At 50.2% G+C, this 12,993-nt stretch carries 9 protein-coding genes; 1 reads left to right on the plus strand and 8 read right to left on the minus strand.

Features of this window, described 5'->3' with window-relative positions; translation table 11 throughout:
* Positions 1-93: 93 nt before the first annotated feature.
* The 5 genes from pgk to tkt form a co-directional block, all read right to left on the minus strand.
* Positions 94-1,257 carry a phosphoglycerate kinase gene (gene pgk / locus LVQ79_RS08145; RefSeq protein WP_154150633.1) on the minus strand — a complete coding sequence of 388 codons (1,164 nt, stop codon included), beginning with the start codon at positions 1,255-1,257 and terminating at the stop codon, positions 94-96.
* Positions 1,258-1,305: 48 nt separating this feature from the next.
* Positions 1,306-2,325: an erythrose-4-phosphate dehydrogenase gene (gene epd, locus LVQ79_RS08150; RefSeq protein ID WP_232864559.1), complete on the minus strand. Its 1,020-nt coding sequence runs from the start codon at positions 2,323-2,325 to the stop codon at positions 1,306-1,308.
* A gap of 380 nt (positions 2,326-2,705) precedes the next feature.
* Entirely contained in the window at positions 2,706-4,652 is a 1,947-nt protein-coding gene (locus tag LVQ79_RS08155) for a TonB-dependent receptor domain-containing protein (RefSeq protein ID WP_370639841.1), read from the minus strand.
* 157 nt (positions 4,653-4,809) lie between these two features.
* Positions 4,810-5,880: a 7-bladed beta-propeller protein YncE gene (gene yncE, locus LVQ79_RS08160; protein ID WP_232864561.1), complete on the minus strand. Its 1,071-nt coding sequence runs from the start codon at positions 5,878-5,880 to the stop codon at positions 4,810-4,812.
* Between the two features lie 117 nt (positions 5,881-5,997).
* Positions 5,998-7,989 carry a transketolase gene (tkt, locus tag LVQ79_RS08165; protein WP_232864562.1) on the minus strand — a complete coding sequence of 664 codons (1,992 nt, stop codon included), beginning with the start codon at positions 7,987-7,989 and terminating at the stop codon, positions 5,998-6,000.
* A 265-nt stretch (positions 7,990-8,254) separates the two neighbouring features.
* Between tkt and loiP the strand changes: the two genes are divergently transcribed.
* Positions 8,255-9,013, plus strand: a complete 759-nt coding sequence (gene loiP, locus LVQ79_RS08170; protein ID WP_034457774.1) for a metalloprotease LoiP — start codon at positions 8,255-8,257, stop codon at positions 9,011-9,013.
* A 142-nt stretch (positions 9,014-9,155) separates the two neighbouring features.
* On the opposite strand, the gene speB is transcribed toward loiP, so the two are convergent.
* From speB to yqgB, 3 genes are all read right to left on the minus strand, one after another.
* The gene (gene speB / locus LVQ79_RS08175) at positions 9,156-10,076 is read right to left on the minus strand and encodes an agmatinase (protein ID WP_120064867.1); all 921 of its coding nucleotides are present in this window, start codon (positions 10,074-10,076) and stop codon (positions 9,156-9,158) included.
* Between the two features lie 153 nt (positions 10,077-10,229).
* Positions 10,230-12,206, minus strand: a complete 1,977-nt coding sequence (gene speA, locus LVQ79_RS08180; RefSeq protein ID WP_151993158.1) for a biosynthetic arginine decarboxylase — start codon at positions 12,204-12,206, stop codon at positions 10,230-10,232.
* Positions 12,199-12,345 carry an acid stress response protein YqgB gene (yqgB, locus tag LVQ79_RS08185; RefSeq protein ID WP_147295624.1) on the minus strand — a complete coding sequence of 49 codons (147 nt, stop codon included), beginning with the start codon at positions 12,343-12,345 and terminating at the stop codon, positions 12,199-12,201. The genes speA and yqgB overlap by 8 nt, the downstream gene beginning before the upstream one ends.
* Between the last annotated feature and the right edge of the window lie 648 nt (positions 12,346-12,993).

The raw sequence follows: 12,993 nt of genomic DNA on the forward strand, positions 1-12,993 counted from the left end.
TCCTGTATCGTCGCATTTAGAAAAAACGTTTGTGCCGCCGAATACTTTACAGCGGCATAAAATCAACGGGCAGGTTAACCCTGCCCGGAATCATTACTTCTTAGCGCGCTCTTCGAGCATCGCTACTGCTGGCAGGACTTTGCCTTCCACGAATTCGAGGAATGCGCCACCACCAGTGGAGATGTAGGAGATCTTGTCAGCAATACCGAACAGGTCGATTGCTGCCAGAGTGTCACCGCCGCCTGCGATAGAGAATGCTTCGCTGTCTGCAATTGCATTAGCAACGATTTCAGTACCTTTACGGAAGTTCGGGAATTCGAACACGCCGACCGGGCCGTTCCACAGAATGGTTTTTGCATTCTTCAGGATTTCAGCCAGTTGCTGCGCAGATGCATCACCGATATCCAGGATCTGCTCGTCAGATTTCACGTCGTTTACAGATTTCAGAGTTGCAGTAGCAGTCTCAGAGAACTCAGTTGCAACGCGAACGTCTGCAGGTACTGGGATATCACAGATAGTCAGCAGGCGTTTAGCTTCGTCAACCAGGTCTGCTTCGTACAGAGATTTACCTACATTGTGGCCTTGAGCAGCAACGAAGGTGTTCGCGATGCCACCACCAACAATCAGCTGGTCAGCGATTTTGGACAGGGAATCAAGAACAGTCAGTTTGGTAGAAACTTTAGAACCGCCAACGATAGCAACCATTGGACGAGCTGGTTCTTTCAGTGCTTTACCCAGTGCGCTCAGCTCTTCAGCCAGCAGCGGGCCTGCACAAGCGATGTCTGCAAATTTGCCAACGCCGTGAGTAGAAGCCTGTGCACGGTGAGCAGTACCGAAAGCGTCCATTACGAATACGTCACACAGTGCAGCGTATTTTTTTGACAGAGTTTCGTCGTCTTTCTTTTCGCCTTTGTTGAAGCGAACGTTTTCCAGAACAACCAGCTCACCTTCAGCAACTTCAACGCCGTCAAGGTAATCTTTAGCCAAACGAACCGGGGAAGACAGTTTGTCTTTCAGGTAGTTAACAACCGGCAGCAGAGAGAATTCTTCGTTGTACTCGCCTTCAGTCGGACGACCCAGGTGAGAAGTTACCATCACTTTAGCGCCTTGCTTCAGGGCCAGTTCGATAGTTGGCAGTGATGCACGGATACGTGCGTCAGATGTCACTTTCCCTTCTTTAACTGGTACGTTCAAATCTGCACGGATCAGAACGCGCTTACCAGCCAGATCCAGATCGGTCATCTTAATTACAGACATGGTGAATCCTCTCGTTGATTCTTAAAGTTTTGCGAACGCATATGCGCTCTACCTGAAACCACTTGCGGCCATGACTAACGTCGTGTCGAGCATTCGGTTAGCAAAGCCCCATTCATTATCACACCAGACTAGAGTTTTAATCAGATGTTGCCCACTGACCCGGGTTTGTGTGCCATCAATAATGGCACTATGCGGATCGTGGTTAAAATCAGTCGAGACCAACGGTAATTCCGTATAGTCAACTATACCATGAAATGAATCTCGTGCTGCTTTTTGCAGCAACTTGTTGACTTCATTGGCTTTAACTGCATTTTTCACCGTCACGCTTAAATCTATCGCCGTGACGTTGATGGTAGGAACTCGCACCGCGATCGCTTCAAAACGATCGTTAAATTTCGGGAAAATGCGTGCGATACCAGCAGCCAGACGCGTATCTACGGGAATAATGGACTGGCTGGCAGCACGGGTGCGGCGCAAGTCCGGGTGATAGGCGTCGATAACCTGTTGATCATGCATGGCCGAATGAATAGTGGTGACTGTGCCCCACTCAATACCGTAAGCATCATCAAGCAGTTTGATTATTGGAATGATGCAGTTTGTGGTGCAAGAGGCATTTGAAACAATGCGATGCTCAGCAACCACACTTTCATGATTCACACCGTAAACAACGGTGGCGTCGAGGTCGTTACCGCCTGGATGAGAAAAGAGGACTTTTTTAGCACCGACTGCCAGATGAGCTTCACCGTCTGCACGGGAGCCAAACACACCGGTACAATCGAGCACCACATCAACGCCCAGTTCACGCCACGGCAAATTAGCAATTTCCGGTTCGTGCAAAATACGGATGGCGTCGTCGCCTACCCATAGCTGGTCACGCTCCTGACGGACGTCCCAGGCGAAGCGGCCATGGCTGGTGTCATACTTCAACAGATGCGCCATACCCGCAGCATCAGCCAGTTCATTGATTGCTACGACGGTAATTTCCGCACGGCGACCGGATTCGTACAAAGCACGTACCACGTTGCGCCCAATGCGACCGAAGCCATTAATTGCTATGCGTACGGTCATATCTCTCCTGCCAGAATCCCTGAGACTAAGTGGCTGACAGAGTAATCCAGCAATCGTCTGAGGGGAATCCTCGCACTATTGAAACTGCATTTGTTTGCTTAATTGTCGAACATTTAGTCGACTGAAACGCTTCAGCTATGGTAAGCGAAACAGGGAATAAATGGAACGTTACCCCAGGACAGGCAACTAATCTTCTGACGCAGGTCACATTTTCGATGGAATAACTGCAACGAATTAAAGGCTAAGGACGAATAGTAGCCAGCGTAAACAAGCAACCACTCATACTCACAGGCTTTAGAGCATGATCGGATTAAAAGATGAAGGACAAACGCCACCACCGAGCAGCGTTTGTCCTTTATGCACTGAATATATGCACTCAATTAAAATTCGATTCGAGCACCCAAGTTATAGCGACGCCCTTCGACCAGCCCGTAATCACCCCATTGGGTGATGCGTTGTGGATCGGCATCAAACATGTTGTAAATCCCTGCCATCAACTGCGTGTGCTTGTTCAACTGATAACGCGCGCCGAGATCAACCATCGTCCAGGCTTCGTAGTCAATATGATCGCCAGTATCGCGGTTGCTGCTGCGATAATTCGCTTTGCTCCACAAATCCAACGCTTCGGTAGCCGACCAGGTCAGCGACACGTTTGCCATATGGCTCGGGTAGTCGTTTAGCGCGTAGCCTTTATTTACGCCTGTTTTCTGCTCGCTGTGGTTATAGGTGTAGTTTGCGTTAGCTTTTACCGTTTCAGTCATCTGCCAGTCCGCATTAAGCTCAACACCATAGACATCGGCTTTGCCGACGTTAAAGTATTTGCTGATGGAGTCTGCTTTATAGCCGTTCATCTGGCACTGGTTAGTCGCCGTCGTTTCGCAAATCGTCTCTTCGGAGATTTTATCTTTGAATTGGGTATAGAAAACCGTGCCGTCTAACGCCAGCCTCTCTCCTGCCCAGTACAGGCCGAGTTCGGAGTTGACGCTTTTCTCTGGTTTCAGGTCATCGTTACCTACGGTCAAATACGGGTACGGCGGTAATGAGCCACGTGGCGTAACAAAATCAGCGGAGGTTTCGCGCAGCTCAGGTTTTTTATAGCCTGCGGATACACCGCCTTTCAGAGCCCAGGCATCCGTAATCGCCCAGTTGCCATAAAGTTTTGGCGTGATGTGTGTACCGAAATAGTTGTCGCGATCCATACGTGCGGATGTGGTCAGCGTAAAGTCGCCAATTTGCCAACCATCTTCAGCGAACAGCGCCCAACCATTGCGACTGATTTTGGTCACCGGTTCAACGCCAGGCGCTTCTTTACTGGAAACAGCGAACTGGTCGTTAAGTTCTTCACGCGTGAAGTTAGCCCCAACGGTGAGTTTGTGATTATCGAATGTGAAAGTCGTCTGGCTGTTGGCAACGTAGTTTTCGGTCTCAATGTACTGTGGAGCATCGCCATCCAGGCTGTATTTTGAGCGCCCTTTCTCGTAGTTGATGTAGTTTTTTGTCGCGATAGTGTCTTCAGCGTACCAACCACTATGGCTTAGCGTCACCGCATCACGATCAAACTTCCACATCCACGGTGCATTATCGCGGTTTTTCTTTTGCTCGCCGGAGACAACGTTCAGATCAAATAAGTTTGTTTCATTGGCCGCAAGGCCTACGGTCATATCAATTGATTTACGATCGTTCTTGCTGAAGTAATTATTGCGCTCGTCGTCGCGACGATTAAGCCAGTCGGCGGCGACGCTAATACCCAGCACGTCGGGCACAATAGGCCCCATGGCGAACAAATTCATCTGGTTGGTATTACCGAATGAACTGTCTTCCTGAAGGAAAGTATTGGCCGCCAATGCTCCGGTCCAGTCCTGCACGCCGTAAGGTTTTTTGGTGATAACGTTAACCACACCACCGATCGCATCGGAGCCATACAACGATGACATGGGCCCACGAATCACTTCAATTCGTTCGATAGCTTCCATCGGTGGCAGGAAATTAACTTCAGCACCAATATCTTGCCCATAAGGGCGCGACTCACCGGTATTTTGTTTGACGCTGTTGACCATAAACGCGGTATAGCTTGAGTCCATACCCCGCATCATAATACTGCCGGTCGCCATATCACTCGAACCACTACCGATATTAACGCCTGGTAAATCCTGAATAGCTTCGGCAACATTTCTGTTTGGTTTTTCATCGAGCTGTTTTCGGTCAATAACGGAAATGGTGGCTGGGGCATCTTTTTTCTGCTGAGAAAAACCCGACGCAGTCACCACCATTTGATCTTCATTTTCGTTAAGAGAAGCGTTATTTCCCTCGGCTAACACTGTAAGCATTGAGCCTCCAGCCAGCACCGCTATTCCTGCCACTGTGCGTGCCAACACCAACCGCTTATTATTTCCCATTTTTTAATTACCTGAGATATTGAAAAAAGCCTGCCGGCCCTGTGAATTTTCACCACAGGGCTTTATTGTTCTTTTAATTAAAAGTGGATTAGATTTTGTCGAGATTGACTTTAATAATGTAATCCGGTTTTTTGCCCATCTCTTTTTCGCCCTGTTTCACGCTGGCGTAAAGAGTGTGGCCATCTGCTGAAAGCGCAAGGCTATTAGGCAAGGCCGACGTCGTAATGCTAGCTTTTACTTTGTAAGTGTCGCCGTCGACAACGCTTATCAGCTGTGCATTACGGTGAGTGATATAAACTTCGTTGCGGCCACTGTTGTACATCACTGCCAGAGAGTTAATCACCTTAATACGATCAATGATTTTCCCGTCTTTTAGTGAAACCACCAACACATCCGGTAAATCGGGATCGGTAATAAATGCACGCTCTTTTTTATTATCCAGCGCGATATTTAAGAAGAAGTGTTTTTTCTGGGGGTCAACTTTAACACGTGAAATAATTTTATTATCGCTGGCATCAAGCGTAATAAATTCCCCACTGCCGTTTACAGCATAAACTCGCCCTTTATCTTCATCGACAGTCAGCCCGGTTGGATATTCACCCATATTTTCAATGGTCGCAATATGCTGTTGTTTTTGCGTGTCGATAACCCAAATAATACCTTGCTGAGCAACGCCGGAGACATATAAGCGCTGGTGTTTTTTATCGAGCGCCATTTCACGGGTGTGAACGATTTCTTTGGGATTGCTGATATCACTCAGTTGAACCGTTTTAATCTCTTTATCAGTGCGTGTATCGATAAGAGTGACGGACCCTTCAAGGGTGTTACCGATATACAAAATATGGTTTTCTTCATCCAGCACAGTGGCAAATGCGCGTCGCTCAGTAGTGATTTTTCCCGTTGTCTTCAGCGTCTCTGGGTTCAGTTTATAGACAAGACCATCAGTTTTATCTTTATCAAACGAAGGGGCAGAGGCGGCGAACAGAACGTTTTGAGAGGCGTCATATGCCAACTCATACACGCCATTTCCCATAGGGACGGTAAGAAAATCCTTTTCAGGGAGTGGTTTAGCGCTCGCGCTCAGTGAGTTCATCAATAGTGCGATGGTTAAAGCAATGAAGCCCGATTTTTGGTATCCGTACAAAGTATGTCGATTCATTTACTTAGATTCACATTTATTTACGAATGTGAATGATAATGATTTTCAATTGCGTTATCAACAACAGATAAAAAAAAGGCCAGCAATCTATCTTGCTGGCCTTTCATGTATGACGTTTTACAGAACGGCTTTAGCCTGTTTCACTACGTTTGCAACGGTGAAACCAAACTCTTCAAACAGAAGCTCAGCAGGTGCTGACTCACCAAAGGTGGTCATGCCCACAACAGCGCCGTTCAGGCCAACGTATTTGTACCAGTAGTCAGCGATGCTGGCTTCGATAGCAACACGCGCAGCAACTGCTTTCGGCAGCACGGCTTCACGGTACGCTGGATCCTGTTTGTCGAACGCATCGGTAGACGGCATAGAAACCACGCGCGCCTTGATGCCTTCAGCAGTCAGTTGATCCCAGGCTGCAACAGCCAGTTCAACTTCAGAACCGGTTGCAATCAGAATCAGCTCAGGCGTGCCTGCACAATCTTTCAGAACGTATGCGCCACGAGCGATATCCGCCAGTTGCTGTTCAGTACGATCCTGCTGTGCCAGGTTCTGGCGGGAGAAGATCAGCGCGGTCGGGCCGTCGTGACGTTCTACAGCGTATTTCCACGCCACCGCAGATTCAACCTGGTCACATGGGCGCCATGTGCTCATGTTTGGCGTCACGCGCAGGGCAGCAAGCTGCTCTACAGGCTGGTGAGTTGGGCCATCTTCGCCCAGACCGATTGAGTCATGGGTGTAGACCATCACCTGGCGTTGCTTCATCAGAGCTGCCATACGCACCGCGTTGCGTGCATATTCAACAAACATCAGGAAGGTAGAGGTGTACGGCAGGAAACCACCGTGCAGCGCGATACCGTTCGCAATCGCCGTCATACCGAATTCACGTACACCATAATGGATGTAGTTACCGGCCAGATCTTCATTGATTGCTTTAGAGCCAGACCAGATAGTCAGGTTAGAAGGCGCGAGGTCAGCGGAGCCGCCGAGGAATTCAGGCAGCAGGTGGCCGAATGCTTCGATGGTGTTCTGAGACGCTTTACGGCTGGCAATTTTTGCAGGGTTAGCTTGCAGGTTCTTGATGAACTCTTGCGCTTTAGCTGCGAAATCAGCTGGCATGTCGCCTTTCATACGACGGGTAAATTCAGCAGCTTCTTGCGGGAAGGCTTTAGCATATGCAGCGAATTTCTCGTTCCATGCCGCTTCTTTCGCCTGGCCTGCTTCTTTCGCGTCCCACTGAGCATAAATCTCAGACGGGATTTCGAATGGCGCGTGTTTCCAGCCCAGAGCTTCACGGGTCAGTGCAATTTCCGCGTCACCCAAAGGTGCGCCGTGGGAATCGTGCGTACCGGCTTTGTTTGGCGAACCGAAACCGATGATGGTTTTGCACATCAGCAATGAAGGTTTGTCAGTAACCGCTTTAGCTTCTTCAACAGCGCGTTTGATTGCGTCTGCATCGTGACCGTCAACGCCGCGCACTACATGCCAGCCGTAGGCTTCAAAGCGTTTTGCGGTATCGTCTGTGAACCAGCCTTCAACGTGGCCGTCGATAGAAATACCGTTGTCATCATAGAAGGCAACCAGTTTACCCAGACCCAGCGTACCCGCCAGAGAGCAAACTTCATGGGAGATACCTTCCATCATGCAGCCATCACCCATAAAGGTGTAGGTGAAGTGGTCAACGATGTCGTGACCTGGACGGTTGAACTGTGCTGCCATGGTGCGTTCAGCAATTGCCATACCCACTGCGTTCGCAACACCCTGACCCAGCGGGCCAGTTGTGGTTTCAACACCCGCGGTGTAGCCCACTTCCGGGTGACCCGGAGTTTTGGAATGCAGCTGACGGAAGTTTTTCAGTTCTTCAATCGGCAGGTCATAACCTGTGAGGTGCAGCAAGCTATAGATCAGCATTGAGCCGTGGCCGTTAGACAGCACGAAGCGGTCACGGTCAGCCCATGCAGGGTTCTGCGGGTTATGGTTCAGGAAATCGCGCCACAGGACTTCGGCAATGTCGGCCATACCCATAGGGGCGCCCGGGTGACCGGATTTGGCTTTTTGTACTGCGTCCATGCTGAGTGCACGAATAGCATTGGCAAGCTCTTTACGAGAGGACATTTTGACTCCAGATCGGATGGTTGAAGGTCAGGCCTTGACTACTATGCGTTATGGGCTACGCCCAAAAAATTGCCATCAATGTACCGCAAGCGATGTGCCATGTACATGGAGCATCCTTTTGTCTGGTTAAGAAATCTCTGGAACCAGCTCGCATGTTGCGCAAGTTGATGCGCGAGTTTGGCTAACTTCTTTATACTGAAGCGACTAGCCAATGGTTTGTGGCTAAATCACCTCTGAGCAGTTATCACTAATTAAGGATATTGGCATGAAATTGCGCCCAATTTTATTAAGCCTGAGCGTTGCTGCCCTACTGAGCGGCTGCCAGAACATGGACTCTAACGGTCTGCTCGCTTCCGGTGCGGAAGCATTTCAGGCGTACACATTAAGTGATGCGCAGGTGAAAGAGTTGAGTGACAAATCTTGTGCGGAGCTCGACAGCAAAGCCAGCATCGCACCAGCCAGTAGCGAATATGCTAAACGTCTCAGCAAAATTTCCTCAGCCCTGGGCGACAACATCAACGGCATGCCGGTGAACTACAAGGTGTATGTCACCAAAGATGTGAACGCCTTTGCCATGGCTAACGGCTGTATCCGCGTATACAGCGGCCTGATGGACATGATGAACGATAACGAAGTCGAAGCAGTTATCGGCCACGAAATGGGTCACGTCGCGCTCGGCCATGTGAAGAAAGGGATGCAGGTTGCGTTGGGTACTAACGCAGCACGCGTAGCAGCAGCATCAGCGGGCGGTGTGATTGGTAGTTTATCGCAGTCACAACTGGGTGATTTGGGTGAGAAGCTCGTGAATGCGCAGTTCTCCCAGCGCCAGGAGTCTGAAGCTGATGACTACTCGTATGATTTGTTGAGGAAACGTGGAATCAACCCAATTGGCCTAGCAACCAGTTTTGAGAAGTTAGCGAAAGCAGAAGAAGGCCGCCAAAGCTCAATGCTTGATGACCACCCCGCTTCAGCCGAACGTGCGCAACATATTCGCGACCGTATGGCGGCGGATGGTTTGAAGTAATTTCAGTCAACTAATAAGCACTTCAGGCGTTATTGTCGCAGACAGTTTGAACCCGGACCGCGCGCAGCCACCGGAGCGTACACTCAGTACGTGAGGATGGCGAGCACTGCCCGGGTTCAAAATGGCAAGTAAAATAGCCTGATTACTCGCCTTTCTTGGCAGCCTGGATATACAACATTTCTAACGCCAACGTCGCACCAGCCAACGCAGTAATTTCAGACTGATCGTAAGCCGGAGACACTTCCACAACGTCCATACCCACAATGTTCAGGTCTTTCAAACCACGGACCAGTTTCAGCGCGCGGTCAGTCGTCAAACCACCGATAACCGGAGTACCTGTACCTGGTGCGAAAGCCGGGTCGATACAGTCGATATCAAAGGTCAGATAAACCGGCATATCGCCAACAATCTGCTTAACCTGAGCCAGTACGTCGTCAACAGTGCGGTCGTTAACCTGGCCGGCATCCAGCACGGTGAAACCGTTGTCTTTATCGAACTCAGTACGAATACCAATTTGCACAGAGTGGTTCGGGTCGATCAAACCTTCTTTAGGTGCGGTGTAGAACATGGTGCCGTGGTCGAACTCGCAACCATTCGCATAGGTATCGGTGTGCGCATCGAAATGTACCAGCGCCATTTTACCGAAGTGCTTTGCGTGGGCACGCAATAGCGGCAAAGTCACAAAGTGGTCACCACCGAAAGAGAGCATACGTTTGCCAGATGCCAGCAGTTTTTCGGCGTGAGCTTGCAGGCGCTCGCTCATATCACGCGCATCGCCGAAGGCGTAAACCAGGTCGCCACAGTCCACAACATTCAAACGCTCGCGCACATCGAAATTCCACGGGAAGCGATTGCCTTCCCATGCCAGGTTGGTAGACACCTGACGGATTGCCGCAGGGCCATGGCGTCCACCTGCACGGCCAGACGTTGCCGCATCAAAAGGAACGCCAGTGATAACCCAATCAGCATCGCTGTCGTATGGCATAAAGTTCAGCGGAAAACGTAAAAAACCGAAGGCATTGGATACCAGGGAATTGTCGTACTGATGGCCTAAGGTGCTCATGGTTTGACCTCGTGGTGATGATTATTTAGCAAAAAAAAGTCCCCGCCGCGTCGTTAAACCCGACGAGGAAGGGACTGGATTCGTTCAGACTGCTTGTTGGCGCGGATTATCGCCCAATGCAGCTTTATTTGTACACTAATTACTCTACGTAATTTACTCGTCTTCTAAGTAAGTATAGCCATACAACCCAGCCTCAAACTCTTCGAGGAACTGCTGCTGTAATGCCGCATCCAGATCGGTCTGTTTAACCTGATCGCGGAAATGCTTCAGCAAAGTTTTCGGATCAAGCTGAACATATTCCAGCATGTCAGCAACGGTATCGCCTTCATCAGAAAGCTCCACTTCTACGCTGCCGTCAGGGAAGACAAACACGTCAACCGCTTCGGTATCACCAAACAGGTTGTGCATGTTGCCCAGAATTTCCTGGTATGCGCCAACCATGAAGAAGCCCAACAGCGGTGGATTTTCTGCATCGTATTCTGGCATCGGCATGGTCGTCGCAATACCGTCACCGTCGATGTAGTGATCGATAGCACCGTCTGAGTCACAAGTGATATCCAGCAGTACCGCGCGGCGCTCAGGAACCTGGTTCAGCCCCTCAAGCGGTAACACCGGGAACAGCTGGTCGATGCCCCACGCATCCGGCATCGACTGGAACAGCGAGAAGTTGACGTAAATCTTATCCGCCATACGCTCTTGCAGTTCATCGATGATTGGGCGGTGCGCACGGTTACTTGGGTCGAGCAGACGCTGAATTTCATGGCACATGCTCAGATAAAGCTGCTCCGCCCAGGCACGTTCTTGCAAGGAGAAACTCCCCGCTGAGTAACCGGTATGGATATCATGCAGATCATTCTGGCTATCGTGCAGCCATTCACGCAGCGAGCGACGGTTGTTCGGCTCATGCATTTCGCCCCAGGTTTCCCACATGCTTTGCAGCGCACGGGACGCATCTGCAGCCGGAGCCGTTGGCGTGGTGTATTCGTTACGCTCAACACCGATGATGTTAGACACCAGAACGGTGTGGTGCGCGGTCACAGCACGGCCAGATTCGGTGATAACCGTTGGGTGCGGCAGGCCGTTTTCTTCACACGCGTCGCCAATCGCCCAAATGATGTTGTTCGCATATTCGTTCAGGCCATAGTTGACCGAACAATCGGACTGAGAACGCGTGCCTTCATAGTCCACGCCCAGACCGCCGCCGACATCGAAGCATTCGATGTTGACGCCCATCTTGTGCAGTTCAACGTAGAAACGGGCAGATTCACGCACGCCAGTGGCGATATCGCGAATGTTTGCCATTTGCGAGCCGAGGTGGAAGTGCAGCAATTGCAGGCTGTCGATACGTCCGGCTTCACGCAACATTTCAACCAGTTGCAGAACCTGCGTTGCTGCCAGGCCAAATTTGGATTTCTCACCACCAGAAGACTGCCATTTGCCGGAGCCTTGTGACGCCAGACGCGCACGCACGCCAAGACGTGGCACTACATTCAGGCGCTCTGCTTCTTCCAGTACGATGCGGATTTCTGACATCTTCTCGATGACCAGATAAACCTTGTGGCCCATCTTCTCGCCGATCAACGCCAGGCGGATGTATTCACGGTCTTTATAGCCGTTACACACAATAACTGAACGCGTCATACCGGCATGGGCCAGAACCGCCATCAGTTCCGCTTTAGAACCCGCTTCCAGGCCCAGAGGTTCACCGGAATGAATCAGTGATTCAATTACGCGACGGTGCTGGTTCACTTTGATTGGATAAACGAGGAAATAGTCGCCGTTGTAGCCATAGGATTCACGAGCACGTTTGAACGCTGCATTTATAGAACGCAGGCGGTGCTGCAAAATCTGCGGGAAGCAGAACAGTGCAGGTAAACGCTGCCCCTGTGCTTCACGGGCTTTTACGAGTTCAGCGAGATCAACACGCGCTTCCGGGACATCCGGGTCCGGGCAAACGGTAATGTGGCCGAGTTCGTTGACGTCGTAATAGTTATTGCCCCACCAGGCAATGTTGTAAGTACGCAGCATCTTGCTGGCTTCCTGGGAACTCATGGCAACCTCCTGCATGGAGCGGTGTACATCCTGCTCGCCCACTGACGAACCCGAAACAGAAGAGATTTTGTCAGACATGGCGAACCTCAAATTTAAACGAATGTGCAAAACAGTTGACTACTATCGCAGGGGTATCCCGCAATAACAACCCATTAACAGCGCGTAAAAGCAGCATAAGACGCTGACAGACTAACTGTGCGACCGGTTTCTTTTTCATATCATAGTAAAACACGTAACCGAACTCCGTTGCGCGGAGCGGCGAAACCACGAGAATACTCTTATCGATGACAAGAGAGCCCAAGTTCTGAATTTCGAGGGTTTAAAAACCGGCCCGAGAATCCATCGATGCGCCAAGATGGGAATAACATCGGAAGGAATGCAGCTGTAGCAAAGAATTGCTGGATGCGAGGAGCATATGCACGACCTGGACGGTCGCCAGAGTTTGCGAATTAAAGCGGTTTTTCAATCGTATCACCTCCACGCATACGGTTTGGGTATGCGACAAGCCAAAGCTCAGAAATTTGCTCAACCCGGCTGGAAGTGGGCAACACAAAAACTGTGTGCTTGTTGAATGAGCCGCGCGCGCCGCTTTATACCGATAACAGACGCAAATTGCAAAGTAAAAATCCCTGGATTGCGGCACTGTCAGTAAAATTTGCCACCCGAGATTATTTGCGCAGACTTGCAGGCGTAAAAATCACTGGTAATCTGATTAATGGATAACCTAGAATAGACGTCCAGATGTTAATCCATCTATACCGATTAACTGTTAGACTGCCTGAAATGAAACCTGTGGTGAAAACTCAAGTTACCAGTACATCGCACTGGTTCGAGCGCCGATAAACAGCAGTCTGCACTAACCTAA

Origin of the sequence: Buttiauxella cochleicola, assembly GCF_021282405.1 — a bacterium.
Classification (GTDB): domain Bacteria; phylum Pseudomonadota; class Gammaproteobacteria; order Enterobacterales; family Enterobacteriaceae; genus Buttiauxella; species Buttiauxella massiliensis.